The sequence below is a fragment of the Erwinia sp. Eh17-17 genome, from assembly GCF_039675725.1.
GTDB lineage: Bacteria > Pseudomonadota > Gammaproteobacteria > Enterobacterales > Enterobacteriaceae > Erwinia.
Genome location: NZ_JBDFQT010000005.1, coordinates 61,132 through 87,972, shown reverse-complemented (window position 1 = coordinate 87,972; position 26,841 = coordinate 61,132). Strand labels below are relative to the sequence as shown.

General features: G+C 56.8%; 22 protein-coding genes. 15 read left to right on the top strand and 7 right to left on the bottom strand.

Translation table 11 applies throughout. The features are described from left to right. The first annotated feature begins 22 nt into the window (after nucleotides 1–22). The 4 genes from purC to ypfH all read left to right on the top strand — a co-directional run bounded on the left by purC (nucleotide 23) and on the right by ypfH (nucleotide 4,508). Complete coding sequence (purC, locus tag ABEH87_RS14875; RefSeq protein ID WP_346577290.1) at nucleotides 23–736, top strand: phosphoribosylaminoimidazolesuccinocarboxamide synthase; 714 nt, start codon at nucleotides 23–25, stop codon at nucleotides 734–736. A gap of 139 nt (nucleotides 737–875) precedes the next feature. Then, nucleotides 876–1,736: a neutral zinc metallopeptidase gene (locus ABEH87_RS14870; RefSeq protein ID WP_346577288.1), complete on the top strand. Its 861-nt coding sequence runs from the start codon at nucleotides 876–878 to the stop codon at nucleotides 1,734–1,736. Nucleotides 1,737–1,742: 6 nt separating this feature from the next. Next, the gene (locus ABEH87_RS14865) at nucleotides 1,743–3,740 is read left to right on the top strand and encodes a GNAT family N-acetyltransferase (protein ID WP_346577286.1); all 1,998 of its coding nucleotides are present in this window, start codon (nucleotides 1,743–1,745) and stop codon (nucleotides 3,738–3,740) included. A gap of 81 nt (nucleotides 3,741–3,821) precedes the next feature. After that, nucleotides 3,822–4,508 carry an esterase gene (gene ypfH, locus ABEH87_RS14860; protein ID WP_346577284.1) on the top strand — a complete coding sequence of 229 codons (687 nt, stop codon included), beginning with the start codon at nucleotides 3,822–3,824 and terminating at the stop codon, nucleotides 4,506–4,508. Between the two features lie 51 nt (nucleotides 4,509–4,559). Here ypfH and ABEH87_RS14855 read toward each other — a convergent pair whose 3' ends face one another. Genes ABEH87_RS14855 through ABEH87_RS14845 form a run of 3 tightly spaced genes read right to left on the bottom strand, consistent with a single transcriptional unit; the run spans nucleotide 4,560 to nucleotide 6,272 of the window. Next, the gene (locus tag ABEH87_RS14855) at nucleotides 4,560–4,748 is read right to left on the bottom strand and encodes a YpfN family protein (protein WP_062744795.1); all 189 of its coding nucleotides are present in this window, start codon (nucleotides 4,746–4,748) and stop codon (nucleotides 4,560–4,562) included. Nucleotides 4,749–4,758: 10 nt separating this feature from the next. Continuing rightward, nucleotides 4,759–5,886, bottom strand: coding sequence for a succinyl-diaminopimelate desuccinylase (dapE, locus tag ABEH87_RS14850; RefSeq protein WP_346577282.1), 1,128 nt, complete (start codon nucleotides 5,884–5,886; stop codon nucleotides 4,759–4,761). A gap of 5 nt (nucleotides 5,887–5,891) precedes the next feature. Continuing rightward, the gene (locus ABEH87_RS14845) at nucleotides 5,892–6,272 is read right to left on the bottom strand and encodes an ArsC family reductase (protein ID WP_346577281.1); all 381 of its coding nucleotides are present in this window, start codon (nucleotides 6,270–6,272) and stop codon (nucleotides 5,892–5,894) included. A gap of 251 nt (nucleotides 6,273–6,523) precedes the next feature. Between ABEH87_RS14845 and ABEH87_RS14840 the strand changes: the two genes are divergently transcribed. From ABEH87_RS14840 to ypfM, 3 genes are all read left to right on the top strand, one after another. After that, nucleotides 6,524–6,718: a hypothetical protein gene (locus ABEH87_RS14840; RefSeq protein WP_346577280.1), complete on the top strand. Its 195-nt coding sequence runs from the start codon at nucleotides 6,524–6,526 to the stop codon at nucleotides 6,716–6,718. 232 nt (nucleotides 6,719–6,950) lie between these two features. Beyond that, complete coding sequence (locus ABEH87_RS14835) at nucleotides 6,951–7,136, top strand: hypothetical protein (protein ID WP_346577278.1); 186 nt, start codon at nucleotides 6,951–6,953, stop codon at nucleotides 7,134–7,136. 211 nt (nucleotides 7,137–7,347) lie between these two features. Then, nucleotides 7,348–7,407 (top strand): protein YpfM, encoded by a 60-nt coding sequence (gene ypfM, locus ABEH87_RS14830; RefSeq protein ID WP_118665656.1) that lies wholly within the window; start codon nucleotides 7,348–7,350, stop codon nucleotides 7,405–7,407. Nucleotides 7,408–7,508: 101 nt separating this feature from the next. Here ypfM and acrD read toward each other — a convergent pair whose 3' ends face one another. The 3 genes from acrD to narQ all read right to left on the bottom strand — a co-directional run bounded on the left by acrD (nucleotide 7,509) and on the right by narQ (nucleotide 13,169). Continuing rightward, complete coding sequence (acrD, locus tag ABEH87_RS14825; RefSeq protein ID WP_346577276.1) at nucleotides 7,509–10,622, bottom strand: multidrug efflux RND transporter permease AcrD; 3,114 nt, start codon at nucleotides 10,620–10,622, stop codon at nucleotides 7,509–7,511. 224 nt (nucleotides 10,623–10,846) lie between these two features. Beyond that, nucleotides 10,847–11,485, bottom strand: coding sequence for a response regulator (locus ABEH87_RS14820; protein ID WP_346577274.1), 639 nt, complete (start codon nucleotides 11,483–11,485; stop codon nucleotides 10,847–10,849). Beyond that, nucleotides 11,466–13,169: a nitrate/nitrite two-component system sensor histidine kinase NarQ gene (gene narQ, locus ABEH87_RS14815; RefSeq protein ID WP_346577515.1), complete on the bottom strand. Its 1,704-nt coding sequence runs from the start codon at nucleotides 13,167–13,169 to the stop codon at nucleotides 11,466–11,468. The genes ABEH87_RS14820 and narQ overlap by 20 nt, the downstream gene beginning before the upstream one ends. Before the next feature lie 601 nt (nucleotides 13,170–13,770). Here narQ and ansP point away from each other — a divergent pair. The 4 genes from ansP (at nucleotide 13,771) to ABEH87_RS14795 (ending at nucleotide 19,594) form a co-directional block, all read left to right on the top strand. Beyond that, nucleotides 13,771–15,219: an L-asparagine permease gene (gene ansP, locus ABEH87_RS14810; protein ID WP_346577273.1), complete on the top strand. Its 1,449-nt coding sequence runs from the start codon at nucleotides 13,771–13,773 to the stop codon at nucleotides 15,217–15,219. 135 nt (nucleotides 15,220–15,354) lie between these two features. Beyond that, nucleotides 15,355–15,933: a GDP-mannose pyrophosphatase NudK gene (gene nudK / locus ABEH87_RS14805; RefSeq protein WP_346577271.1), complete on the top strand. Its 579-nt coding sequence runs from the start codon at nucleotides 15,355–15,357 to the stop codon at nucleotides 15,931–15,933. Nucleotides 15,934–16,555: 622 nt separating this feature from the next. Further along, nucleotides 16,556–17,653, top strand: coding sequence for a DUF1176 domain-containing protein (locus ABEH87_RS14800; protein ID WP_346577269.1), 1,098 nt, complete (start codon nucleotides 16,556–16,558; stop codon nucleotides 17,651–17,653). 327 nt (nucleotides 17,654–17,980) lie between these two features. After that, nucleotides 17,981–19,594 (top strand): EAL domain-containing protein, encoded by a 1,614-nt coding sequence (locus tag ABEH87_RS14795; RefSeq protein WP_346577267.1) that lies wholly within the window; start codon nucleotides 17,981–17,983, stop codon nucleotides 19,592–19,594. A gap of 150 nt (nucleotides 19,595–19,744) precedes the next feature. Here the strand turns inward: ABEH87_RS14795 and ABEH87_RS14790 are convergent, their stop codons facing one another. Further along, a complete protein-coding gene (locus tag ABEH87_RS14790; RefSeq protein ID WP_346577266.1) occupies nucleotides 19,745–20,533 on the bottom strand; it encodes a MipA/OmpV family protein in 789 nt (262 codons plus the stop codon). Nucleotides 20,534–20,655: 122 nt separating this feature from the next. On the opposite strand from ABEH87_RS14790, the gene ABEH87_RS14785 reads away from it, so the two are divergent. The 4 genes from ABEH87_RS14785 to ABEH87_RS14770 all read left to right on the top strand — a co-directional run bounded on the left by ABEH87_RS14785 (nucleotide 20,656) and on the right by ABEH87_RS14770 (nucleotide 26,830). Continuing rightward, nucleotides 20,656–21,351 (top strand): response regulator, encoded by a 696-nt coding sequence (locus tag ABEH87_RS14785; RefSeq protein WP_346577264.1) that lies wholly within the window; start codon nucleotides 20,656–20,658, stop codon nucleotides 21,349–21,351. Beyond that, the gene (locus ABEH87_RS14780; protein ID WP_346577263.1) at nucleotides 21,348–22,550 is read left to right on the top strand and encodes an ATP-binding protein; all 1,203 of its coding nucleotides are present in this window, start codon (nucleotides 21,348–21,350) and stop codon (nucleotides 22,548–22,550) included. The genes ABEH87_RS14785 and ABEH87_RS14780 overlap by 4 nt, the downstream gene beginning before the upstream one ends. Nucleotides 22,551–22,628: 78 nt before the next feature. After that, on the top strand, nucleotides 22,629–23,771 hold the full coding sequence (locus ABEH87_RS14775) for an efflux RND transporter periplasmic adaptor subunit (protein ID WP_346577261.1): 1,143 nt from the start codon (nucleotides 22,629–22,631) through the stop codon (nucleotides 23,769–23,771). Further along, on the top strand, nucleotides 23,768–26,830 hold the full coding sequence (locus ABEH87_RS14770) for an efflux RND transporter permease subunit (RefSeq protein WP_346577260.1): 3,063 nt from the start codon (nucleotides 23,768–23,770) through the stop codon (nucleotides 26,828–26,830). Before ABEH87_RS14775 ends, ABEH87_RS14770 begins: the two co-directional genes overlap by 4 nt. The last annotated feature ends 11 nt before the right edge of the window (nucleotides 26,831–26,841 follow it).

Sequence of the window (26,841 nt, the reverse complement as noted above, 5' to 3'; positions counted from 1 at the left end):
ATATCGTTTGGAGTTAAACAAGATGCAGAAAAAAGCTGAGTTGTATCGCGGCAAAGCGAAAACCGTTTACAGCACCGAAAACCCGGATCTGTTGGTACTCGAATTCCGTAACGATACGTCAGCGCTGGACGGTGAGCGTATCGAACAGTTTGACCGTAAAGGAATGATTAACAACAAGTTCAATTATTTCATTATGACCAGGCTGCAGGAAGCCGGCATCCCGACGCAGATGGAAGCCCTGCTCTCTGATAACGAAGCGCTGGTGAAAAAACTGGATATGGTGCCGGTAGAGTGCGTGGTACGTAACCGTGCGGCTGGCTCTCTGGTAAAACGCCTGGGTGTGGAAGAGGGGATGATCCTCAATCCACCGCTGTTTGATCTGTTCCTGAAAGACGATGCTAAACACGACCCGATGGTCAACGAATCTTACTGTGAAACCTTCGGCTGGGTGAGCAGAGAGAACCTGGCGCGCATGCGTGAGCTGACCTACAAAGCTAACGACGTGCTGAGCAAGCTGTTCTCTGATGCCGGCCTGATCCTCGTTGATTTCAAGCTGGAATTCGGCCTGTTCAACGGCGAAGTGGTGCTGGGCGATGAGTTCTCGCCGGACGGTGCGCGCCTGTGGGACAAAGAAACCCTGAACAAGATGGACAAAGACCGTTACCGTCAGAGCCTCGGCGGCCTGATTGAAGCCTATGAAGAAGTGGCGAACCGCCTGGGCGTTAAGCTCGACTGATGTGCTATGTGGGGTCGGGCCTGCCCGACCCCTTAGTGTTTTACGCAAAATCCTCCTCTGTTACCGCGTTTTCTGGTTTTCCCCGCAGCGTCAGACTAAAATCCACAGATAGCGTTTCAGCGATAACGAGGATAAAGGTATGCGTTGGCAAGGGCGTCGCGAAAGCGACAATGTAGAAGACCGCCGTAATCAGTCAGGAACGGTTGGCGGCGGGCGCATGCGCATTCCCCGTGGTAAAGGCGGTGTGATTCTGTTGATCGTGGTGGTGGTGGCCAGCTATTACGGCTACGACCTCTCTCCGCTGCTCGGCGGTGACGGCAGCCAGATGACGCAAACGTCTCAGCAGCAGCGTCGCACCAGTCCGAAAGAAGATGAAGCCGCGCAGTTTACCCGCACGGTGTTTGCCCTGACGGAAGACACCTGGCAGAAGCTGTTCCAGCAGATGGGTAAACCCTGGCAGCCCCCGACGCTGGTGATGTACCGTAACCAGACGCCGACCTCCTGCGGCAGCGGCCAGTCGGCGATGGGGCCGTTCTACTGCCCGGCCGACAGCAAAGTGTATATCGACCTCTCTTTTTATGACGAAATGACCACCAAACTGGGTGCCGGGGGCGAATTCGCTCAGGGTTACGTGATTGCGCATGAAGTGGGCCACCACGTACAGCATCTGCTGGGCATTGAGCAGAAAGTGCGTCAGATGCAGCAGGGCGCCAGCCAGGTTGAGATCAACCAGCTGTCGGTGAAGATGGAACTTCAGGCGGACTGCTTTGCCGGCGTCTGGGGTCACTATATGCAGCAGGAAAATGTGCTGGAAACCGGTGACCTGGAGTCGGCGCTGAATGCAGCGCAGGCGATTGGCGATGACCGCCTGCAACAGCGCAGCCAGGGAAAGGTGGTGCCGGACAGCTTTACCCACGGTACGTCGCAGCAGCGCTATACCTGGTTTAAGAAAGGTTTCGACAGCGGCAATCCGGGCCAGTGTAATACCTTTGCCGGGTAAACCGGCGTGAAGACGCTTATCGCGGCAACCGCCTGCAATGAACGCCAGGGCTGTCGCCGTCTGCTGACGATCAGCGGTGATGCGTCCTGGTGCGCGCAGCAGGCCGCTGAGGTGATGTCTGAATTGCCCGGTGACTGGCTGTGGGTGGGAAGCCACGCGACTGCCCCCCTGAGCTGCGAGCCTGCGGCCTTGCGCACGCTGCTGGGGCGCGAATTTCACCATGCCGTGTTTGATGCCCGTGACGGTTTTCATGCCGAGGCTTTCGCCGCGCTGGCGGGTACGCTGCGCGCCGGGAGCTGGCTGCTGCTGCTGGTGCCGGAATGGCAGAGCTGGTCACAGCGGCCCGACAGTGATTCACTGCGCTGGAGCGAGGGCGATAGCGCCTGCGCCAGCGCTCATTTTGTCCATCGTCTGCAGCAGCTGCTGCTGGCCGATCCCGCCGTAGCGATCTGGCGTCAGCATCATTCCCTTTCCCCACCCGCACCGATATCGCTGCCTGACTGGCAGAGCGATAATCACCAGCAGCAGCAGGTGCTTGACCAGCTGCTGAACGCTCCACCGGGTATTTACGCGCTTACCGCCGCCCGTGGCCGGGGGAAATCTGCCCTGGCGGGCCAGCTCGCAGCCCGCTGGCCGGGACGCTGCCTGGTGACGGCACCGGCTAAAGTGTCCACCGATGTGCTGGCACAGTTTGCCGGCGGATATTTTCAGTTTGTGGCCCCGGACCGCCTGCTGGCCGACGCTGAACAGTGGATCCCCGGCGTTGACTGGCTGCTGATTGATGAAGCTGCCGCCATACCCGCGCCGCTGCTGCAAAAGCTGGTGGCGCTGTTTCCCCGCGTGCTGTTAGCCACCACCGTGCAGGGCTATGAAGGCACCGGACGCGGTTTTATGCTGAAGTTCTGCGCCGGTCTGCCGGGCGTCACGCATTATCAGCTTGATGCGCCGCTGCGCTGGGCGGCAGACGATCCGCTGGAACGGATTGTGGCGGACGTGCTGCTGTTTGACGATGCGGTAGCGCCGCCTCTGGCCGGGGCGCTGCATTACGTCGCGCTGGAGCAGCACGACTGGCTGCGTCAGCCTGCGCGGATGGCGGCAGTTTATCAGCTGTTAACCAGCGCCCACTACCGTACCTCACCGCTCGACCTGCGGCGTATGATGGATGCGCCGGGTATGCACTTCATTGCCGCGATGCAGGCTGACCGCGTACAGGGGGCACTGTGGCTGGTGGACGAGGGCGGTCTCGGCGCAAAGCTGTCGGCGTCGATCTGGGCCGGGACGCGCCGCCCGCGCGGTAACCTGGTGGCGCAGTCACTGGCGGCCCATGCCGGTGAAACTGACGCCCCGCAGCTGCGCTCGCGGCGCATCAGCCGTATTGCGGTCGCGGCGCAGCTGCGCGGGCAGGGCGTGGGCCGTCAGCTGATTGAGCGCTGCCGGCAGCACACGCAGGGGCTGGATTTCCTCTCTGTCAGCTTTGGCTTTACGCTGCCGCTGTGGCGTTTCTGGCAGCGCTGTGGATTTCAGCTGGTGCGTTTCGGTACCCAGCTTGAGGCCAGCAGCGGCTGCTACACGGCGATGGCGCTGCTGCCCCTCAGCCCGGCCGGACAGCGGCTGACTGAACGGGCTACGCGGCGGCTGGCGCGGAATGGGTACTGGCTGCGCCAGCAGCTGGACGCACAGTCGCTGCCGCTTGCCAGCGATTTTGACCCAGAGCTGACCGATGATGACTGGCTGGAGCTATCCGGTTTTGCCTGGGCACAGCGCCCGTTCGAGGTCAGCCATGCTGCACTCGGTCGTCTGGTCAGCCAGGAAAAGGGGACACTGCCGCTGCTGCACGCGGCATTGCTGGCAAGGCTGAGCGCGGCAGAAATCTGTACGCAGTTCCGGATCGGCGGGCGTAAAGCGCTGCTGGCGGCCTGGCGCCAGGAGGCGCAGCAGGGGCTGATGGCGCGGGATCCCCTGCGCGCGCAGCAGTGTCAGCAGTGGGTCAACTCGTTGCAATAAATCCAACATCATCGTCAAAAATTCACCCTGTTCTTCATCGCTCAGCGGCGTATGATCGCGCTATTGCCTGAGGAGGACGTTATGAAATATCCCCATGTTGTCATTCAGACCCCGTCGTTACCGGCGACACAGCTGTTTCTGCTGTATCACGCCGCCGGAGATAATCCGGTGGCGATGGGTGAGATTGGCCACTGGTTTGCCGGAGCCTTTCCCCACGCGCTGGTGGTCAGCGTCGGCGGGCCACTGCAGGATGATGACGGTGGATTTCAGTGGTATGCCCCGTCAGCGGGTAATCACCAGCAGCAGGTGGATGCGGCAATGGACGGATTTATCGCCAGCGTACGCCACTGGCAGCAGCAGAGTGGCGTAAGCGCACAGGCTACGGCGCTGGTTGGCTTTGCTCAGGGGGCAACGATGGCGCTGGAAGCGCTGAAGGTGCAGGCGGGGCTGGCAGGACGAGTGGTGGCCTTCAGTGGCCGGTACGCGACGCTGCCGCAGCAGGCCGGTACGCGCACCACTATCCATCTGATCCACGGCGATAACGATATCGTGCTGCCGCTGACCCACGCGCTAGCGGCGGAGGAGCGTTTAACCGCGCTGGGCGGGGATGTGACGCTGGATATCGTTGACGACCTGCCGCACGCCATTGACGATCGTGCCATGCAGTTCGCGCTTGAGCGCCTGCAGTTTACCGTCCCGCGCCGTTATTTCGACGAAGCCTTAAGCGGGGGTAAGCCGGGCGGAGAGGATGTGATTATGTTGATGTAATTTTTACCGGGGCCGATCGTCTGTTTCGATCGGCCCCGCTGCATGACGGGATTATTTCTTCTTCGGCCAGTCGTCTTCATCATCCCACTTATCGTTAAAATCACGATGCGGCGGGAGTTCAGGTTTGTTATCGAGAAACTTTTTGTGATCGATACGCTTCAGATCTTTATAGACGTTCATCAGAATACCGATCATCAGCAGGATCACCAGGATCCACCAGTAGTGCTTTATAAATTCCATCATTTCACCTTTATGCGATCAGCTGTTCCATGATCCGCTGGTACATGCGGCTGAGTAGCTGCAGGTCGGCGGCTTTTACGCACTCATTGATTTTATGAATGGTTGCGTTCACCGGGCCTAGTTCCACCACCTGTGCCCCCATGCGGGCGATAAAGCGTCCGTCTGAGGTGCCTCCGGTGGTCAGCAGCTGCGGGCTGATTTCATTATAGTGCTCAACGGCGTTTACCACCGCATCGACCAGCTTGCCGCGTGAAGTCAGGAAGGGCTGGCCGGAAAGTTTCCACTCAATGCTGTAGCGTAGCTGATGGCGGTCAAGCAGTTCCTGCACCCGCTGCTGGATCAGAACGTCGGTCAGCTCGGTGCTGAAGCGGAAGTTGAACTGTACAAAACAGTCGCCCGGTATCACGTTGTTGCTGCCGGTCCCGGCCTGCACGTTAGCAATCTGCATGCTGGTCGGCGGGAAGAACTCGTTTCCGCGATCCCACTCGGTGGCTACCAGCTCATTCAGGGCTGGCATTGCGCGATGTACCGGGTTGTCGGCCAGGTGCGGATAGGCAACATGGCCCTGCACGCCGTGGATCGTCAGGTTAGCGGTAATCGACCCGCGACGACCGTTTTTCACTACGTCGCCTACCACTTCGGTGCTGGACGGTTCACCGACCAGGCAATAATCCAGACGCTCATTGCGCGCCATCAGCGCCTCGACCACTTTCACCGTGCCGTTAGCCGCGCTGGCCTCTTCATCTGAGGTGATCAGGAAGGCCAGGCGGCCTTTGTGCTGCGGATGAGCGGCAACAAAGCGCTCAGCGGCCACCACCATCGCGGCCAGTGAGCCTTTCATATCGGCAGCGCCGCGACCAAATAACATGCCATCGCGAATGGCCGGTTCAAACGGCGGATTGATCCAGCGGTTGGCATCGCCGGTGGGCACCACGTCAGTATGGCCCGCAAAGGCCAGCGTTTCGCCTTCGCCACGCCACGCCCAGAAATTCAGCGTGTCGCCAATATTCATTGGTTCAATGGTGAAACCCAGCGCCTGCAAGCGGGCAATCAGAATAGCCTGGCAACCGGCATCATCGGGGCTGAGGGAAGGGCGACGAATAAGCTGCTGCGTCAGCTCAATGACCGGACAGTACATAATGATCACTTCTCCTGGATAAACGGCGAATAGGTGGCTTCACTGAAGCCCAGCAGCATAGAGCCGTCCGCTGCGCAGAGCAACGGGCGTTTGATGATTGCAGGCTGTGCCAGCATCACTTTTAGTGCAGCTGCCGGATTATCCACCGCATTGCGCTCTGATTCCTCCAGTTTACGCCAGGTGGTGCCGCGCGTATTGAGCAGCGCCTGCCAGCCGAGAGTATCCATAAAGCGCTGAAGTAACTCTGCGTCTACCCCGTCTGCGCGGTAGTCGTGGAACTGATAATCCATGCCCTGGGCGTCCAGATATTTGCGGGCTTTTTTAATGGTGTCGCAGTTTTTGATGCCATACATCGTTAACGGACGTGTTGAGGTATTTTCTGCCATAAGTTTTCGTTTCCTTTGCCGGTGAATAAGCGCTGGCAAACAGTTTACAGGGGATGGCGTCAACAGACAGCCCTTGAAACAGGGAAAGTCCACGATGGACGAGGCTGTTTGATGCGCAACAGACAAAAGTCAGACTTGTGTACCCTTCTGTTTTTTGTGGGATTCATCTATATTCGGATAAGCTCCGCGTAAGACACTCGCGGCGAACAGCATATTCAGGGCAGAGGCCCGCTATCAGGAGGAGGGGAGCGATGAACTATATGAAAGAGTCTGCCGCGCATACGGTGGAAGAGACCCAGTCGACGATCGTGCTGAAACGTAAAAAGAAAACCCGCTGTGAAGACTTTTCGCATGTTGTCGAAGCGGTGATGCGCGAGCACCCGGATGCCAAAACGCATATTGATAGCGAAAGCGGCGGTTACGACAAAGTGATCATTCTGAAGTAACAATGCATCCGACCCCGCCAGGGGTCGATGATATCCTTGATTCTACGAAAATAGTTTTATCCTTCCTTTATTTGAAGTGGTTCATATTCTCTCCGTCCCTTCTTTGCCACACTGGCCCTGCATTAACTGGTCAGTTAATGGCTCGTGCACATTAATAACTGAATAAAAAGGAATTTCTTCGTATCTTTCAGATATTAAGAATCATGTGAATCGTTGATAAGGAATGTTGCTAATGAGAGAGTTAAATCACGTTGAGATTGCAGAAGTTTCCGGGGGTATTGGCCTGCTGACTCTTCCTGCTTTATTGGGTCTGGGCGTCTTTATTCCCGGTATCGCCCTGAGTGCAGTAGCCCTGGGGGTAACGATAGCGGGTACTGCCATTTCAGGCCTCGGTCTGTTAGCCAGCCTGATAATCTGACGGTATTGATGGCAGCGCAAGCTGCCATTTTATGCTACGGCTAATAATACCCTGAGAAATCATTGCATACGAACTGTGCGTTGCCGCACAAATCCCTCTGAATCCTGCAGACAGGCTTCTGCCGATGACAGCAATTGTGAGATCCATCTATCTTTTACTTAGGAATCGTCTTAAAATTAACCTACAAAATAAGAGAGTGAGAGAGGATATTATGATTGATTTAGAACTGGGGAACTGGAAGGACTTTATCGAGACAATGTTACGCAAGTAATGAGTTTCAGCAAAGACAAGCATGTTGATGTATCAACCTGCCTGACCTTCAGTGACATCTTAATAAAAGGCAGCCCGATAAAGGCTGCCTTTTTGCTTTATTTACCGGGGCTTATCTTTTAGCGGGAAGCGCCGACGCACCAGCACGAAGAACAGCGGCACAAAGAAGATGGCCAGCACCGTGGCGGAGATCATACCGCCCATTACGCCAGTACCGACGGCATGCTGGCTGCTGGATCCGGCACCATTACTGATCACCATTGGCAGCACGCCAAAGATAAAGGCCAGCGAGGTCATCAGGATCGGACGCAGGCGCTGGCGTGAGGCTTCCAGCGTCGATTCCACCAGATCCCGCCCGCGACTGTTGATCTCATTGGCAAACTCGACGATCAGGATGGCATTCTTTGCAGACAGCCCAATCACGGTCAGTAATCCCACCTGGAAATAGACATCATTTTCCAGCCCGCGCAGCCAGGTGGCGACCAGCGCGCCCATCACGCCCAGCGGCACTACCAGCATCACCGAGAACGGGATAGACCAGCTCTCATACAGCGCCGCCAGGCAGAGGAACACCACCAGCAGAGACAGCGCATAGAGTGCCGGGGCCTGTGCGCCGGTCATACGCTCCTGAAGCGATGCGCCGGTCCACTGCAGGCCGATCCCGGTGGGTAACTGGCTCACCAGCTTTTCCATCACCTGCATCGCTGCACCGTTGCTGACTCCGGCGGCCGATTCCCCGACAATCTCGACGGCTGAATAGCCGTTATAACGTTCCAGTCGGGGCGATCCGCTCTCCCAGTGCGAGCGGGCAAAGGCGGTAAACGGCACCATTTCTCCACTGCTGTTGCGCACGTACCACTTGCTGATATCGTCCGGCAGCATACGGAACCGGGCGTCTGCCTGAACATAGACTTTTTTCACCCGTCCACGGTCAAGGAAGTCATTCACATAGGTTGATCCCCAGCCGGTTTGCAGAGTGGCATTAATATCATCCAGCGACACGCCTAACGCCTGCGCTTTACGCTGGTCGATATCAATGCGCAGCTGCGCACTGTCGTCCAGACCGTTATGGCGAACGCGCGTCAGTGACGGATTTTTCTGCGCCAGCTCCAGCAGGGTGTCACGTGCATTCATCAGGGCGCTGTGCCCCAACCCGGCATGATCCTGCAGTTCCATATCGAACCCGGCGGAGTTGCCCAGCCCGGTAATCGCCGGGGGGCTGCTGGCAATCACTTTGGCCTCGTTGATTTTGCGGAAGGCGTTGGTGGCGCGTTCGATAATCGCAAAGGCCGTGTTGTCAGCGCCGTGGCGATCCTGCCAGTCCTTCAGGCGCACAAACATGCGCGCGACGTTCTGCCCGTTGCCGCCGGGTCCGGCACCGACCGTCGCGAAGACTGACAGCACGTTGTCTTTCTCATCGGTCAGGTAGTATTGCTCGACTTTTTCCACCACTTTCATCGTCTGTTGCAGGGTGGAACCGGGCGGTAACTGCACCTGGGTGGTGAAGATCCCCCGATCTTCCAGCGGCAGGAAGGAGGTCGGCAGGCGTATGAAAAGCAGCGCCATGACGGCGATCAGCGCGACATAGAGCAGCAGCCAGCGGCCACCCCTGGCAAGAATTTTCCCCACGCCGCGCTCATAGCGTTCGGCATTGCGGTTAAACACGCGGTTAAACCAGCCAAAGAAACCGCGTCGTCCGTGATGATGGCCTTTTGCCAGCGGCTTCAGCAGGGTGCTGCACAGGGCAGGGGTGAGGATCATCGCTACCAGCACCGACAGCACCATTGCCGAAACAATCGTCACCGAGAACTGACGATAAATCGCGCCGGTGGTGCCGCCAAAAAAGGCCATCGGAATAAAGACTGCCGACAGCACCAGCGCAATGCCGACCAGCGCCCCCTGTATCTGCCCCATCGACTTGCGCGTGGCGTCCCGCGGGGACAGGCCCTCCTCACTCATAATGCGTTCGACGTTTTCCACCACCACAATCGCGTCATCCACCAGCAGGCCGATGGCCAGCACCATGGCGAACATCGTCAGGGTGTTGATGCTGTAGCCAAAGGTGTACAGCACGCCGAAGGTGCCGAGCAGTACCACCGGGACGGCAATAGTGGGGATCAGCGTGGCGCGGAAGTTTTGCAGGAACAGGTACATCACCAGGAAGACCAGCAGCACCGCTTCAAACAGGGTTTTGACGACATCTTCGATAGAGGCTTTGACAAACGGCGTGGTTTCGTAGGCAATTTCTGCCTTTAAGCCGTGGGGAAAATAGTGTGAAAGCTCATCCAGACGGGCGCGAACCAGGGTATCCGTTTGCAGTTCGTTAGCGCCGGACGCCAGTTTGACGCCCAGGCCGGAGGCAGCCATACCGTTATAGCGGCTGAGATAGTCATATTTTTCGGCCCCCAGTTCGACCTGGGCGACATTTCCCAGCGTAACCACGGAGCCATCGGCATTCACCCTGAGGGTAATATCCCGGAACTGTTGCGGTGTCTGTAGCAGCGACTGCGAATTGATGGTGGCGTTCAGCGCCTGACGCTCGACAGACGGCAGCCCGCCGAGCTGCCCGACGGCTACCTGACTGTTCTGAGATTTGATGGCGCTGACCACATCACTGGTGGTCAGCGCATAGTTAATCATCTTGTTCGGATCGAGCCAGATGCGCATCGCATACTGCGAACCGTAGGCATCCACCTGGCCCACGCCGTCGATGCGGCTCAGCGGGTCCTGGATATTACTGGCGACATAGTCGGAGATGTCCTGCTTATCCATGCTGCCATCGGTAGAGACGAAGGCGACCATCAGAATATTGGTGTCACCCGTTTTGTTGACCGTCACGCCCTGAGACTGTACATCCTGGGGCAGTTTTCGCAGCGCCGTCTGCAGCTGGTTCTGCACCTGCTGGCGGGCTTCATCCGGATTAGTCCCTGCTTCGAAGGTCAGCGTGATCGTCGCCTGGCCGGTATTACTGCTCTGGGAAGACATATACATCAGGTTGTCGATGCCGGTCATGTTTTGCTCAATGACCTGGGTAACCGTATTTTCGAGGGTTTCGGCAGAGGCGCCCGGATAGTTAGCGGTAATACGCACATTGGGGGGAGCAAGATCGGGATACTGTTCAATCGGCAACGAAAAGATCGCCAGCCCGCCGGTTAAGCACATCAAAATTGCCAGCACCCAGGCAAAAATCGGGCGGTCGATAAAGAAGTTGGCCATCTCAAGCTCCGCAGCACATGATCTGAAAATAGTAAAAAAAGTGCCTGTGTTCCCTGCGGCGTTTGAGGCAGATGTCCCGCCGGGACATCTGTTTTGTACGGAACAAATTTATTAATTTATTCAACATGCTCCGGCAGTGAATCACTTTACCTGCCGTCGGGGAAACAATCGTGGAGAAAATGAGGAGAATGTGTAAATTATCTCGCAGCCCGCCTTGCTGCCGGTTACAAACCCGTGCGGTGTGACTCCAGCCAGAGAACGGTGGCGGCGACGCGCGAACGCACGTTCAGTTTGCGCAGCACATTACGGATATGCACTTTTACCGTTTGTTCCGAAATTGCCAGGTTCTCAGCCACCTGCTTATTAGACAGCCCACAGGCGACCTCCTTCATCACTTCCTGCTCGCGTTCGGTCAGGATGATAAATGGGTCGGCCTTCCATCCATCGCCGTTGCGCAGCGCGTGCAGCGGTGCGCCAAACGCCACTCCGCCTTCAGCCACCTGAATAATCTGGTTGAGCAGATACTCCGGATCGCTGTCTTTGAGCATATAGCCGTTAACTCCGGCATCCAGCAGGGCGGAAATATCGCTGCGCTGGTCAGAGACGGTCAGCACCACAACGCGCGAGTTGACGGCATTCGCCCGCAGTAAATTGAGTGTTTCAAGGCCCGACAGACCTTTCATTTTCAGATCCAACACAATCAGATCGGGAGGCGACTGCCGGGCCATCTCCAGCGCTTCGTTACCATTGCTGGCCTCGGCAGTAACGTTAAAACGAGGGTCCAGCGCCAGCAGGTGGCGAATACCGTGACGCATCAGGGGATGATCGTCGACGATCATCACGCTAATTAACTGTTCTTCCATGATATAACTCCTTGTCAGACCTGATCTCGGTCAGCGGTTTAAAGTGCAAAGATACGCAGGTTCCTCTACTACCGGCATGTTGGCTAATCTCCAGTCTGCCGTTCAGACGCGCAGCGCGCTCATGCATAATACTCAGACCGTAGTGCCCGTCTGGTTCTTCCGGCGTGGCCATTCCTACGCCGTTGTCGCTCACCGTTATCGTCATCCCGGTTTCCGGATGGTAGTGGCCGCTTACGTTGATTTCCGTGCCGTGTGCATGGCGTACCGCGTTAATCAGCGCTTCACGCACGATCTGTAACACATGAATATGCTGCTGTGCCGGCAGCAGCACCTCCAGCTGACAGGTCAGCGTTATCTGTGCCGTAGTCTGCTGGCGCAGCGGGGCAATGACCTGCTCAAGGGCTCGCGGCAGATTTGCCGGTTCAATCGTCAGCCGGAAGGTCGTTAACAGCTCGCGCAGCTGGCGATTGGCCGTAGTCAGTGCCTGCTCGAACTCAGTGACGATTTCCAGCACCGGCGCCGCCGTAGTGTTAAGCGTACGCTTTAGCCTGACCAGCTGAATGCGCAGAAAAGTCAGCGACTGGGCGAGGGAGTCGTGCAGTTCACGGGCAATAGTTGCCCGCTCTTCCAGCAACAGCAGGCTTTGCACCTGCTGCTGGGCCTGCCACAGCTCCAGGGCGTGCTCCATTAAAGATGCCACGTTCTTCATCAGGGGAAGCTCACTCTCACCGGCCTGCCAGCGCAGTTCACCACCGGGGGGCTGGTCAGGCTGCGGGCGTAACGGCAGCGTTTGCCAGCCCTGGTCAGGTGCGAGGGTTCCGGCGCTCAGGGAACCAAACTCCGGGGTTACAAACTCGATATAGCGGTGGTTTTCATGGTCTGAGATCAGCTGCAGTGTTTGCTGAAACGCCTGCTGCCCCTTTACGCTGTGGCTGAGCTGCTGCGAGCAGGCATACAGCAGCCTGAGGCGACGGTTAGCCTGGGTCAGATCGGCGGTTTTTTCTTCCACATTCAGCGACATGGCCCGCCACGATTTTTCCAGCTCTCCTGACATGCGGGTAAACGCCCGCGCCAGCACACCCAGCTCATTCGGCAGGCCGGTACTGAGTACGGGAAGGCAGAACTGCCGTTGTTCAATGGCTTCGCTGGCGCTCACCAGCTGCCGTAACGGACCCACCACCCGCTGCCTGATGTGGCGCAGGATGAAATAGACCCGCAGCGTAATCGCCAGAAATCCTAACAGGCAGGCGAGGGCTGCCATGCGCATTTTTAGCTCGGCCCAGTGCTGTAATGCCAGCACGAAATGATCGATCTGCGCCACCTGGCGCGTCACCTGCTGGGGGTTGCCTGCCATCGATAGTGTGGGCTGCAGGGCGGCAACCCGCAGGGCGCGATAGCGCTGACGAACGGTGTCAGGGACGTAGAAGCGATCGAGCGCCTGCAGGGCCGGGGAGTTGAGCGTGTGCTGGTAATCGGCAATGTGCTGTGCCGCAAGGGAAGAGTCGGTAGTGATGTCCCAGTTCAGGCGGTAGACCTGCATACGCAGTGAACCCGCCAGGTTAACTGCTTCTGCATCGCGCTGGCTGCCAGAAAGCGTCAGTAATGCCAGGCCGCTGGAGATCACGGACAGCAGAAGTATCGTCAACAGCGCGCGGGCCAGACTGTGAGTCAGGGAGCGTGACATAGTCAAAGTAATCATCCTTAATTTAAGGAGGGTTATTATAACGGCACACTATCGTTTACTGAAGGGAAGAACGCCCGCCAGTCATCTGCGGTTACATCCCACCGGATTTGACATACTCCTTTACGTTTACTGGCATAACCACGCGCTACGCCAACATTGTTTTAATGCTTTTACGCTGCGCTCACTCTGCTTTTCATTGCATCGGTAATAATCAGTCTCAGTAACCCGGTGCTTCCAGCCTGTCCCTGGCAGCGCAACGATTTATTGTTAACCCTGCAACACCCTCATCCCTGTATGTCCCTGTGTAGTACTTAGTGTCCTCACTATCCGGCCGCCAATAGCGGCCGGTTTTTTTATGCGCCACTCGACAAAAATTACAAAAGGTCACGATTTCCGGCGTGGATTTTTTGCGTCGTTTAATCAGAACGGTTAGGATGCATCGCCGCGATTTTCCTGCTTGCGTCATGAATAAAACTACAGCAATCAGGGAAATTGGCCACGCTTGCATCGGACAGCGCAATCGTTTGGTTGGCCTATAAGAAAACAGGATACCCGGTAGAGGTAGCCGCATCACTTTGTGGACAGGACAATAGGATAGAAAATGAAAGCTGAAAAGAAAACGGGCGCAGAAAAACGCGCAGCAAGACGACGCTGGTTGAACTCTCATGATTCTGGTTACCATAAAGCGATGGATAACCGTCATGTGCAGATGATTGCCATCGGCGGTGCGATTGGTACGGGGTTGTTCCTCGGTGCCGGTTCCCGTCTTCAGGCTGCCGGACCTGCGCTGGCCATTGTGTATCTGGTCTGTGGCATCTTCTCTTTCTTCATTCTCCGTGCGCTGGGTGAGCTGGTATTACACCGTCCATCAAGCGGCAGCTTCGTTTCTTACTCTCGTGAATTCCTCGGTGAAAAAGCCTCCTATGTGGCGGGCTGGATGTACTTCGTTAACTGGGCGATGACCGGGATTGTGGATATCACGGCCGTGGCGCTGTATATGCACTACTGGGGCGCGTTTGGTGATGTGCCGCAATGGGTGTTTGCCCTCGGTGCGCTAGCCATTGTCGGCACCATGAACATGATCGGCGTAAAGTGGTTTGCCGAAATGGAGTTCTGGTTTGCCCTGATTAAAGTGCTGGCGATTGTGGTGTTCCTGGTGGTGGGCGTGGTGTTCCTCGGCAGCGGCAAGCCGCTGGATGGCAATGCGACCGGCTTCCATCTTATCAGTGATAACGGCGGCTTCTTCCCGAATGGTCTGATGCCGGCGTTAGTGCTGGTTCAGGGGGTGGTGTTTGCTTTCGCCTCCATCGAACTGGTGGGGACGGCGGCAGGGGAGTGTAAAGACCCGAAAACCATGCTGCCAAAAGCGATTAACAGTGTGATCTGGCGTATTGGTCTGTTCTACGTCGGTTCTGTGGTGCTGCTGGTGCTGCTGCTGCCGTGGAATGCCTACCAGGCGGGTCAGAGTCCGTTTGTGACTTTCTTCTCCAAGTTGGGCGTGCCTTACGTCGGTAGCATCATGAATATTGTGGTACTGAGTGCGGCGCTTTCCAGCCTGAACTCCGGCCTCTATTCCACCGGGCGTATCTTGCGTTCGATGTCGATGGGCGGCTCTGCACCTAAGTTCATGTCAAAAATGAGCGGACAGCAGGTGCCTTACATGGGCATCCTGGTGACTATCGGTGTGTACATCATCGGCGTCTATCTGAACTATGTGGTGCCATCGCGCGTGTTTGAAATTGTGCTGAACGTCGCGGCGCTGGGGATCCTCTCTTCCTGGGCGTTTATCGTGGTGTGCCAGATGCGCCTGCGTAAAGCCATCAAAGAAGGGAAAGCGGAAGACGTCAGCTTCAAGCTGCCGTGGGCTCCGTTTACCTCATGGCTGACGCTGCTGTTCCTGTTCAGCGTACTGGTGCTGATGGCATTTGACTACCCGAATGGCACCTACACCGTGGCGGCGATCCCGCTGATTGCCGTGGTGCTGGTACTGGGCTGGTTTGGCGCACGTAAGCGCGTCAACGCTCTGGCCCAGGAAGAGCATAACCATTAAGTGTGACGGACGCGGCATGCCACCCTCTTCGTAAGGGGGGCATGCCTGACCCGTTTTCCCTCAGCGTTTCAGATAGTTTTCCTGGCTGATGCGTTCTAAGATAACCGGCTCCTGATTCACTCCTACGGGGCCTGTATGTCAGCCAAGATCGACGTCATTAAAAAAACCATTCTGTCAGAGAACTGGTTTATCCTGCACAATTTCACCTACGATCTTACCGCCAGCGATGGCTCTGTTATTCGTCATAAACGTGAAGTCTATGACCGTGGCAATGGTGCCACTATCCTGCTGTACAACCGCGAAAAAAACAGCGTGATCCTGACGCGCCAGTTCCGTATTGCCACCTGGGTAAACGGCAACCCCAGCGGGATGCTGATTGAAGCCTGTGCCGGACTGCTGGACGATGACTCCCCGGAAGCGTGCATCCGGCGCGAAGCCATTGAGGAAACCGGCTACGTGGTCGGCGAAGTGGAAAAACTGTTCGAGCTGTACATGTCACCCGGCGGCGTCACCGAAATGGTGCACTTCTTTGCTGCTGAGTACAGCGACGCTCAGCGTGAAAGCGCAGGCGGTGGCATTGATGACGAAGATATTGATGTGCTCGAAGTGACCTTCCCGCAAGCCTGGGCGATGATCAAAGAGGGTCGCATCAAAGATGGTAAAACCGTCACTCTGTTGCAGCATGCGCTGCTGGCGGGCTGGCTGCACCTCTGAAGCCGCGACGATCCGGCCTGAGCGGCCGGACAGCCCGGCTTCTGTTGGTTTTCTTTATCTTTCAGGGTGTCGGTAATTAAAAAATCAACGTCGCGTTAGTGATCAATACCGGCAAGCGACGGCTGAAGAAATTTACTGGCGTCAGGCAACAGATATTTTCGTTCACACGCTGACGAAAAACCAGACCGTGCTCATGTCGTTCACTGTGCCGGTCAGGCATTTTCCCTGCTGAGTGAGTGTTTCGATTATTTGCCGCTGACGTTCAATCGGCATCATACGACCCGCCGCCACGGTGAGACGTTGCGTAGTTAAGCGATCGGTCTCTAAATAAATGAAGGTCTATTACTGTTTTTTCTTATTTAAAAGTGATGAACATCTCATTAATAATGCTATTTGCCCTGACTGCGGGTGAAACGTAATTCCATGCAGTCCGTCGGCTATTGAAAATAGCATGACCGTTAATGCCCGATTATCTGGATCTGACCGATTGGCCCGGCCAGCGGCGACTGTCCGATAAATCTGATTGAGGCGATGGCGTTAACTGCGCATGATAAAGGGGATAAACGGACTGTCCGTCATACTGATTTTTTACTGTATTACCTTACAGGGACCTCATCGAGCAATGTCTTACTGGACGAAATGGTTATGGCTGCTTTCGCTCTCTTATGTGGCTTCTGTTCAGGCCCAGCCGTTGCAGAAGACCTTTTCTGACTGGCAGATCACCTGTAACAACCTCAACAGCTGCGAAGTGCGCAGTATCCCCGGAAATAACGGCCTGGCGATGACGTTACAGCGTGAGGCTGGAAGCGATGCCCCGGCACAGCTGCGTATTGACTACGGTAACCGCTACAGCGGCAAACTGCCGGGTGGGGCGCTGCAGGACAACCTGTTACTCGACGGGCAGCGGCTGAAGCTCGATCTCAAACACTGGGAGGTCGAAACGCATCATCTGCTGACCACCCACGGTATTTCTATTGATGAATTCCTGGCGCAGGTGATGGATGCCGACGCTATCCAGCTGCTGTACCGGGCCAATGCAACCATTGGACTGCGCGGGCTGAAGGACGCACTGATGTTGATGGATGAGATTCAGGGGCGGGTTAACAGCACCAGCGCCTGGATACAGCGCGGCGATCGGGCGGGCAGCAACGTTCCCCCCGCCCCGGAGCTGCCGCAGGTGAGGTTACCGCTGCGCATCCCGCAGGCACTCACCCAGGAAGAGTCGAGCGGGCTGATTGATTTCGGCACCTGGCGGGTCAACAGCGACAACTGTTCGCTGAACCCGCTGCGCCGTGAGGTCAGCGTTTCACCGCTGAGTGATGATAAGGCGCTGCTGCTGGTGAGCTGTGAAATGGGGGCTTATAACGTCATAGACCTGGCGTTTGAGGTCAGCCGTGCGCCGCCTTATGTGTCGAAAAGCATTACGCTGACCCTGCCATTTTCCCCGCCGGACCGCAGCGATAATCAGCTGGAGCTGGTGAATGCCGACTTTGACGCCGTACACGGCGAGCTGTTGACGTACAGCAAGGATCGTGGCCTTGGGGATTGTGGCGTCGCGACGCGCTGGCAGTACAATGGCCGCCAGTTTGTGCTGGCAGAGTATGCCCAGGAGAGCACCTGCGATGCATGGCACAGCAGCGATCAGTGGCCGATACTGTGGGAGAGCCAAACCGTGGTGCCGCAGGACAGCGGCAGCGTGGAGATGCAGCAGCTGAGATAAAACCTCTGCTGGCAGGGCCGGGGGCTCTTTTTGGAAAATGCATTAAAGCAGCGTTAATTTGATTTAAACCTTATTTAAGTTAAATTTAAATAGTTAGCGCTGCTTTTCTCATTATTCTCTTCTCAGAATCGACTTCATCTTGACAAAATCTCGACTCACGATTGATAATCTTGCGCCACCGTTAGCTTGATATTAGCAGGTGTTAAGTCGTCGATTTCTGATGGCAGCCGCTCAGTGACAAAATTTCGGGTAATATAAAATTATAATGATTATTGATTAAATTAAATGCTGGGGTGATTTGCTTTTTATTTTACCTGGGGAACAGGAATGAGTGCTAAGGATATAAGGACTGCTGTAAACACTTTTAATTATCCGGATAAGGTAAAAAAGAAAGTGGTTGTCTATGCATCATTGATTTCTTTTGCGATCGTTACTGCGCTGTTCTTCTTGTCGGGGTGCATTGTCAATGAAATGGGTATGCATTTAAGAAGCCAGGATCTCTCCCTGGTCGTTAAGAATATCGACGCTGTTATTGATGGTGTAAAAAAAGATATTGGCGATGATATTCAGCGTGACGTCTCGTGCTCTTCCGGTAAGATAAAAATCCTGCAGAGTAAAGTGCAAAAAAGCTCTTATGTTCGCTCCGTCACTCTGTACGATGCTGAGGGCAACATCTACTGTTCTTCATCACGTTGGGATGAGTTTATTCCCCACCGTCAGGTGAGTGAGTCTGTCAGGGGCGATATTGAACGTATCCTGAAACAGGAAACCTCCGCCGTTACGCTAAAAATCATTCAGGGGTCGACGCGCGTGCCCGGAAAACCGGCCGTTGTTATCTTTATTCCGTTTAACGGTGGGGTGATGACGTCGGCGATAGACGGTCAGAGTGTGATTAATTTACTCAATAACTTTTACTTTGGCAGCAACTATTACCATGCTTTTTCAGTAGGGGAGAGTGTATTAACCTCCGCAGGTGTCCGGCAGCGGAATACTCTGGGTAAAAGTGTTATTTTTAAAGACTCTGATGATTATGACTACCGCATTTATGAAATAGAATTAAATAATCCGGTCAGTGGTTGGGGGATATTCTCCCTGATGCTGATTTTTCTCGTTGCTTTTTTCTTCTGTTTTACGGTTGTAAAAAAACAGCTGAATAAAATCTATTCACGGGCACGCTTCATTGAATCTGCGCTGAAAAATAAACATTTCTCTTACGACATTCAGCCCTGCTTTACTCTCGCTGGGAAACAATCCAGGGGCGGTGAAGTTCTGGCTCGCTGGCGGCTTGATGATGCCAACGTGATTTCGCCCGGCGTATTTATTCCGGTCGCAGAAAAGCACGGCCTGGTCAATCAGATAGCCGAGTATCTGATCGCGGATGTAGCAGAGAAGGTGGCTTCGGGGGAGATCCTCATCCCGGCCGGATTCTGTTTAGGCTTTAATGTGTATTCCAGCCACTTTGAAAGCCTGTCGCTGGTGACCGCCTGCGAAGACTTTTTTGCAAAAACACAGCACAAAATAAAGCTGATGCTGGAGTTAACCGAGCGCCAGGAGCTGACGCTGAATGAAACCGTTAATACGGTTCTCCTGCGTCTGAAAACTATGGGCGTGGAGATTGCCGTGGATGACTTTGGCACCGGCAGCTCCGGGCTTCGCTATTTATATGATGATTCGTTCGACTGCATAAAAATAGACAAAATTTTTATTGAGGAAGCCTTGCTGAATGTTCGCGCACGTATGGTGCTGGAAGCGAGTATGCAACTGGCGCACAGGCTGGGAAAACGCATCGTCGTGGAAGGGATTGAAAAGGAAAGCCAGATTACCCTGCTGAAAAGTTTTCCCCTGACCGGCGAGGTGATCATACAGGGCTATTTATGGTCCAGGCCGCTGTCGCTGGCGAATTTCACCCACTGGCTGCGTCAGGAGTGGGCCGCAGAATAATGCCGGCACTCAGTATGCCATCAGGTAATAGAGTAATAAATGTGCCAACACCACCACGCCCAGCATCAGAAGAAAAAACCGGATGTCGCTGTCAGGGAAGAAAATCGCCCGGCAGGTGTGAAGAAATTTATTACTCTTTTTCATCAGGATTTAAAAGGTATAGGTAATGGCTGCCGTGGCCGTGGCTTCGTTACGACGGAAGACAATCGGGCTGTCGGCCGCGTGGTCGCTCAGCCACGTGTAGCCTGCCACCAGCGTCGTGCCCCACTGCGGGGTAAACTGGTGTCCCCATGTCACACTATTTTCTACGCCATACAGCCCGCCGGGTGCCGCGTGGCGCGCGTAGCCGCTGCGGGCACTCTGTGCGCTGCTGACGCCGTAAAAGGTGTTCATGTAGCGACTGTCGCCGAATAAGGCCGCAGACTGAAAGGCAATGGTGTCGCTGTCGTTCTGTAGCGGGATCAGCGATACCGACGTCTGGTACTGCACGCCCTGACTGTCACTGAGGGGCAGCGTAGCTTTACCTTCCACGGACAGCCACGGTGCAATCGTCCAGCCAACCGCCACCGCCGTGTTCAGCGCCGCATCAATGTTTCCCATGCCTTTGAGCTTGTCGGAGCCGTCGCGCCATGAGGCGTTTTTATCTGAACGGCCCAGACTGTAGCCCAGAGTATGTTCAAGATAGAGCCCCGAATCGGCCTGCAGGTCATATCCCACGCCTTTCTGCGAGTCAAAAAACACCGCGCCGTCACGGGCTTGTATGACCGGCTGAAACTGCCACTGGCGCTGATCGGAGCCGCTATAACGCGGCGCGCTGGTTGCCCCAATGCCTACCGTCAGGCTTTTCGGGTCCGGATCGGCAGCATTTGCGGCAGCCATCAGCGAGATATTGGCTAATGCGATACAGGTAATGCACAGGCTAAATTTTCTGGTTATCATCGTCGCTCCTCAGCACCGAATCATTACGGCTCTCAAGTGGCCGCACATCTGATAGCGAATGATGAACAGGCAGTGTCAATTTACTGCCAGGGTTTTATTGAGAAACAGTCAAGGTCCATTAAATGCAGATGAAACGTGTACTGATTATCGAGGATGATGCGGATGCGGCTAACGTGCTTGAAGCTTATTTACGCCGGGAAAATTATAACGTCGCCATTGCCAGCGACGGTCTGGCCGGACTGGAAATGGCGCAGAGCTGGAAGCCGGATCTGATTTTGCTGGATATTATGTTGCCGGGCATGAACGGCAGCGAGGTGCTGGCGGCCGTGCGGCGTAAAAGCGATGTTCCGGTTGTTATGGTCTCCGCCATGGGCGATACGCCGGATAAAATCGGCGCGCTACGCTACGGGGCCGATGACTATGTGGTGAAACCCTATAACCCTGGCGAAGTGGTGGCCCGCGTTCATGCCGTACTGCGGCGAACGGCCAGCCGCAGCGGGCAGAAAGAGATCCTCAGCTGGCAGGGGCTGGAGGTGGATATGGAATCCCTCACTGCCGTCGTCAGAAACGACGGAGAAAATGCGCTCTGGCTGGAACTGACCCCAACGGAATTCTCCCTGCTGACCACCCTGATGCAATCTCAGACTTATCCCTTCTCCCGCCAGCAGCTGCTGGAGCGCTGTCTGCCAGAGAGCGAGGCTCTGGAGCGCGTCGTGGATACTCACGTCTATAACCTGCGCAAAAAGCTGGAAAACGCCGGTATTGTCGAGGTGTTGCATAACGTGCGCGGCGTCGGCTACCGGTTCAGACAGCCATGAGCCAGCCAAAACAACAGTCGCTCTGGCGCTGGATCTGCGTGCGGATACTGGCGCTGGCCATGGGCTCGGTGGTGCTCATTGCCTTCAGCATGTGGCTGCGCTTTGTTATTCAGAATCTCTGGGTGCTCCATCACATGCCTGCCTCACAGCGCGAGGAGCTGGCGCTGCTGCTTAAACACCCGGAGCGGGATGTTGAGCGTTTTCATCATCTGGTCGATGCCGGCTGGGGCATCCGTTATTCCCTGCCCGATGTCGCCTCTTCTGACTGGCTGACGCTGGCGGCGCTGATCGTCATTGCCTTACCCATCATTGTTTTTCTGGGATTGCGCACCGCCCGGCCGCTGTCGGTGCAGTTCAGCCGGCTGGCGACGGCGGCGCGATCGGTCGCGCGCGGGGAGTTTGGCACCCGTGCCGTAACGGTGGATAACGCTCCTGCGGAACTGGCGCAGTTTACGGAAGATTTTAATCTGATGTCGCAGCAGCTGGCGCGCTACGATCGTGAACTGCGGGCCTCCCACGTGGCGATGGCGCACGAGCTGCGATCGCCGCTGACGGCCGCTATCGGGCGGCTTCAGGGCATGATCGACGGGGTATTTGAACCGGACCCGAGCCAGCTCAAGATGGTGATGAAACAGCTTCATCACCTGAACCGTCTCACCGATGAGCTGCACCTGCTCTCCCTTGCCGATGCGGGCCAGCTGTCATTTACGCTCAGTGCTTTTGATTTAACCGAGCTGCTGCGTGAGCGCGTGCTGTGGATGAAGCCTCAGGCTGAAGCCGCCGGGCTGCAAATGCAGGTCAGCGCCAGTGCGGCGGCCCCTTTTACCGGCGATCCTTTTCGCCTGGGGCAGGTGTTTACCATCCTGATGGAAAATGCGCTGCGCTACGCGGCGGAAGGCAAACTGCTGAGCATCGTCGTTGAGTCCAGACCGCAAGGGTATCTGATCACCTTTACCGATCGGGGGCCGGGCGTGGCGCCTGAGTTTCTGCCGGTGATGTTTGAGCGGTTCACCCGTGCTGACTCCTCCAGGGCGCGGCATTCCGGCGGCAGCGGGCTTGGGCTGTCGATTGCCAGGGCGATCTGTGAAGCCTGTGGCGGGCAGCTGGTTGCCTCGCTTTCGCAGGAAAAAGGCCTGATCATCAGCCTGCACTTACCTCTGGCCAGTCCGCAGGTGGCTATAAAAAATCGCATGAATTGACGCTTTCTTGATGATACATGCAGCAAATCTGGACAGTTGCGCGCTGGAATAGGGCGATTAACGTTCAGGAACAGCGCCATGACCGATACCTTCACCGACACTGCCCGTCATATTTTGCATCATCTCAATCTGCCGGGCCGCCTTTCTCCCCACTGCCTGTGGATTATTCTTTTTCCCGCCGTGTTTCTTGTTTCCGCCTGCGGCGACAAGGAAAAAACGGTTTCCCCTCCGGCGCGCCCGGTGCGGTTTGTGATTGCGCCCGCCGCCGTCACAGACCATACGCTGTCGCAGACCGGTGAGATCCGCGCGCACGATGAAACCTCGCTGGCATTCCGTCTGGAGGGACGCATGGTGTCGCGTCAGGTAGACGTGGGGGATAAGGTGAAAGCCGGACAGCTGCTGGCCACGCTGGACAGCAGCACCGGGGTGAATCAGCTCGGCAGTGCGCGCGCCGATCTCGCCAGCGCACAGGCCGCAGAACGGGTAGCGGCACTGAATCTGCAGCGGATGAACACGCTGGTGCGCAGCGGGGCGATTGCCCGCGTGCAGCTGGATACCGCGCGGTCAGACTGGCAGGCGGCGACCTCCAGAAGGCAAAGCAGCGAAGCTGCGCTGAAAAATGCCCAGGACAGCCTGAGCTGGACCCGCCTGACGGCCCCGACCGACGGTATCATTACCGCCGTCAGTGCCCAGCCCGGTCAGGTTATCAGCGCCGGGCAGGCGATCTTCACCCTCGCCGCAGGCAGCGGCCGTGATGCGCTATTCGACACCAGCAACCCTCAGGCCCTGACAGAGATCAGCGATACGTCTTTTACTGTTTCTCTGCTCAGCGATCCGAGCGTTCAGTCGCAGGGAACGCTGCGTGACGTCAGTCCTCAGGCCGACCCTCAGACGCGCACCTGGCGCGTACGCGTGACGCTGAAGGACCCGCCGCAAAGCCTGGCGCTGGGCGCCAGCGTACAGGTGGGCTGGCAGCGCGAAGGGAAAAGTAGCATTGTGCTGCCTGCTTCCGCACTGACCCGCCAGGGCGACCGGCCCGCTGTTTTCGTGGTTGACCGTAAGCATCTGCGCGTTGCACTGCGCCCGGTCAGTCTGGGGGTGTTTACCGTGGCGGACATTTCTGTCACTGGCGGCATTCAGCCGGGTGATACCGTGGTGACCGCCGGCGTCAGCAAACTGCGCGACGGTGAAAAAGTGACGCTGCTGGAGGCAGGAGAATGAATCCAGGTAACCAGAAGCAGGGCGTAAACCTGTCAGCGTGGGCGCTGAAAAATCAGCAGCTGATCGTCTTCTTTATGCTGCTGATTATGGCCGCCGGGGTGCTGAGCTATCAACAGCTGCCGAGAAATGAAGACCCGGTATTCACTATCAAGACCGCCGTCGTGTCGGCTACCTGGCCGGGCGCCGATGTGAAAGACACGGTCAATCTTGTTACGGATACGCTGGAGAAAAAGTTACAGGAAGTTCCCTGTCTTGATTACGTCGAGAGTGAAACCCGCGCCGGGCAGTCAGTGATTTTTGTTAATCTGCGTGACGATACACCACCCGCCTCGGTGGCGGGGATCTGGTATCAGGTGCGCAAGAAAGTGCAGGACATCGCGCCTTCGCTTCCCCAGGGGGTGCAGACCCCCCAGGTGAATGACGAGTTTGATGACACCTTCGGGACGATTTACGGCTTCACGGCGGAAGGCTTTTCGTCGCGTGAGCTGCGTGACCGCGTTGAGGATGTTCGTCGTAGCCTGATGTCGCTGCCGGATATCGGGAAAATCATCCTGACCGGCGTTCAGGAAGAGCAGCTGGTGGTTGCTTTCTCACCGCGTAAAATGGCCGGTCTCGGCATCGATTTGCAACAGGTAACGGACGCCATCAGGGCGCAGAATGCCGTGGTGCCTGCCGGGGAAATACGCAGCGACAGGGAAAATATTGCCCTGCGCGTCAGCGGCGCGCTGGGGTCAGCGCGGAGCCTTCAGGCGGTGGTGTTGCACATCGGGCAACGGTATATCCCGCTGAGCGACATCGCCACGGTGAGCCGTGAACAGGCGCAGCCGCCGGCATCCGCCTTTCGGGTGAATGGCCAGCCGGCGATTGGCCTGGCGATTTCGATGGCCGCCACCGGCAATATGATCCACTTTGGCCAGGCGCTCAATCAGCGTATGGACGCGATCCGGGCGGGCCTGCCGCACGGTATTGAGATGGTGAAAGTCGCCGATCAGAGCACCGTGGTAAAGCAGGCGGTTAGTGGATTTACCAAAGTGCTGGCGGAAGCGGTAGTGATCGTACTGGCGGTTTCATTTATTTCGCTGGGCATGCGCGCCGGGCTGGTGGTGGCTCTGGCGATCCCGCTGGTGCTGGCGATGACGTTTACCGGCATGATGCTGGCCGGGATCGGTTTACAGCGTATCTCTCTGGGGGCGCTGATCATTGCGCTCGGGCTGCTGGTGGATGACGCGATGATCACCGTCGAAACCATGGTGTCGCGTCTTGAGGCGGGTGACAGCCGCTGGAAGGCCGCCAGCTATGCGTTCAATACCACCGCCTTCCCGATGCTGACCGGAACGCTGGTGATGATTGCCGGGTTCATTCCGGTCGGTTTTGCGGCTTCCAGCGCCGGGGAATACTGTTTGTCCCTGTTTGCCGTGGTGATGATTGCGCTGCTGAGCTCGTGGGTCGTGGCAATCCTGTTTTCTCCCCTGATGGGGACCTGGCTGCTGCCCGCCACCCTCAGCGCGCACCAGAACGGGCCGGGCAGGCTGGCGCGGGGCTATCATCGCCTGCTGGCGCTGGTGTTGCGACACCGGCTAAAGACCGTCGCCGCAGCGGTGAGCCTGCTGGTGCTGGCGGGCTGGAGTACCACCCTGATGCAGGGAGAGTTTTTCCCGGCGTCGGACCGCCCGGAGCTGCTGGTCAGCCTGACGCTACCCGGCAACGCCTCGCAGACAGAAACCGAACGTCAGACGGAGCGGCTGGAGCAGGCACTGCGTGCTAACCCGAATATCGACCATCTTTCCAGCTATATCGGCACCGGGGCGATCCGCTTTTATCTGCCGATGGACGTGCTGCTGGATAACGAAAACACGGCTCAGCTGGTGGTGGTGGCGAAAAGCCTGGAGGATCGTGAAGCGCTGCGCGTGCAGCTGGAGAAGATCCTGTCGGACGGGTTCAGTGATATCGCCACGCGTGTGTCACCGCTGGAGCTGGGGCCGCCGGTCGGCTGGCCGATTAAATACCGGGTCAGCGGACCGGACTATCACAGGGTGCAGTCGATCGCCCGCCAGCTGGCGGCGACCCTCGGTGACAGCACCGTCACCCGTGAAGTGAATCTGACCGCCGGTGAACCGGAGCGGGTCATTACGCTGGAGATGAACCAGACCGCCGCGCGCGCGGCGGGTGTCTCCTCTGAAAGCGTGGCCAGCGCGCTGAATACCATCTGGTCGGGCAGCGTGTTAACCACGGTACGTGACGGTAATCGCCAGGTGGATGTGGTGCTGCGGGCGAACGAGGGCGAACGTCAGGATCTCAGCACGCTTTCAGGCCTGCAGCTGACCACCAGCGGCGGCCTCAAGGTGCCATTAAGTCAGGTGGCGACGCTGAAGTGGGGCGTACAGGACCCGGTGATATGGCGTCATCAGCGGATGCCGTTTATCACGGTTCAGACCGACCTCGCGCCGGGTTTAAGGGCAGAGGGGGTTTCACAACAGCTGGCGGCATCGGTTTCTCGCCTGCGCGCCACGCTGCCGGCAGACTACCGGATAGAGGAGGGCGGCGCGGTTGCCGAATCCGATAAGGGAAACAGCTCGGTATTTGCCGTCCTGCCGGTGACGCTGTTTGTTATGCTGATCCTGCTGATGATCCAGCTTAAACGCTTCTCCCGCATGCTGCTGGCGCTGTTAATGGCACCGTTTGGTCTGATCGGTATCGTGATGGCGATGTTACCTACAGGCACCCCGATGGGCTTTGTGGCGCTGCTCGGCGTCATTGCGCTTGCCGGAATGATTATTCGAAATGCGGTGATTTTAATCAGCGAGATGGACAGTAATCTGCAGAAGGGCATGAAAAAACAGCAGGCTATCATTGCTGCCGCGCAGCACCGCTCACGGCCCATCATGCTCACCGCCTGTGCCGCCATCCTTGGGATGATCCCGATTGCGGAACAGGTGTTCTGGGGGCCGATGGCCTACGCGATTATCGGTGGGCTGTTGATTGCCACCCTGGTCACGCTGACGGTGCTGCCCGCCTGCCTCAGCCTGGTCATTAAAGAGCCGACGGAACAGCAGCCATAAAAAAACCGCCG

Bases quoted from the DNA above. Each gene is read 5' to 3' on its own strand.
- ABEH87_RS14790 (WP_346577266.1), bottom strand. From the start codon at position 20,533: ATGATAACCAGAAAATTTAGCCTGTGCATTACCTGTATCGCATTAGCC.
- ansP (WP_346577273.1), top strand. From the start codon at position 13,771: ATGAAAGCTGAAAAGAAAACGGGCGCAGAAAAACGCGCAGCAAGACGA.
- ABEH87_RS14835 (WP_346577278.1), top strand. From the start codon at position 6,951: ATGAGAGAGTTAAATCACGTTGAGATTGCAGAAGTTTCCGGGGGTATT.
- nudK (WP_346577271.1), top strand. From the start codon at position 15,355: ATGTCAGCCAAGATCGACGTCATTAAAAAAACCATTCTGTCAGAGAAC.
- ABEH87_RS14770 (WP_346577260.1), top strand. From the start codon at position 23,768: ATGAATCCAGGTAACCAGAAGCAGGGCGTAAACCTGTCAGCGTGGGCG.
- ABEH87_RS14800 (WP_346577269.1), top strand. From the start codon at position 16,556: ATGTCTTACTGGACGAAATGGTTATGGCTGCTTTCGCTCTCTTATGTG.
- ABEH87_RS14855 (WP_062744795.1), bottom strand. From the start codon at position 4,748: ATGGAATTTATAAAGCACTACTGGTGGATCCTGGTGATCCTGCTGATG.
- ABEH87_RS14780 (WP_346577263.1), top strand. From the start codon at position 21,348: ATGAGCCAGCCAAAACAACAGTCGCTCTGGCGCTGGATCTGCGTGCGG.
- ABEH87_RS14870 (WP_346577288.1), top strand. From the start codon at position 876: ATGCGTTGGCAAGGGCGTCGCGAAAGCGACAATGTAGAAGACCGCCGT.
- ABEH87_RS14840 (WP_346577280.1), top strand. From the start codon at position 6,524: ATGAACTATATGAAAGAGTCTGCCGCGCATACGGTGGAAGAGACCCAG.
- ABEH87_RS14775 (WP_346577261.1), top strand. From the start codon at position 22,629: ATGACCGATACCTTCACCGACACTGCCCGTCATATTTTGCATCATCTC.
- dapE (WP_346577282.1), bottom strand. From the start codon at position 5,886: ATGTACTGTCCGGTCATTGAGCTGACGCAGCAGCTTATTCGTCGCCCT.
- purC (WP_346577290.1), top strand. From the start codon at position 23: ATGCAGAAAAAAGCTGAGTTGTATCGCGGCAAAGCGAAAACCGTTTAC.
- ABEH87_RS14845 (WP_346577281.1), bottom strand. From the start codon at position 6,272: ATGGCAGAAAATACCTCAACACGTCCGTTAACGATGTATGGCATCAAA.
- ABEH87_RS14785 (WP_346577264.1), top strand. From the start codon at position 20,656: ATGCAGATGAAACGTGTACTGATTATCGAGGATGATGCGGATGCGGCT.
- ABEH87_RS14795 (WP_346577267.1), top strand. From the start codon at position 17,981: ATGAGTGCTAAGGATATAAGGACTGCTGTAAACACTTTTAATTATCCG.
- ABEH87_RS14820 (WP_346577274.1), bottom strand. From the start codon at position 11,485: ATGGAAGAACAGTTAATTAGCGTGATGATCGTCGACGATCATCCCCTG.
- acrD (WP_346577276.1), bottom strand. From the start codon at position 10,622: ATGGCCAACTTCTTTATCGACCGCCCGATTTTTGCCTGGGTGCTGGCA.
- narQ (WP_346577515.1), bottom strand. From the start codon at position 13,169: ATGTCACGCTCCCTGACTCACAGTCTGGCCCGCGCGCTGTTGACGATA.
- ypfH (WP_346577284.1), top strand. From the start codon at position 3,822: ATGAAATATCCCCATGTTGTCATTCAGACCCCGTCGTTACCGGCGACA.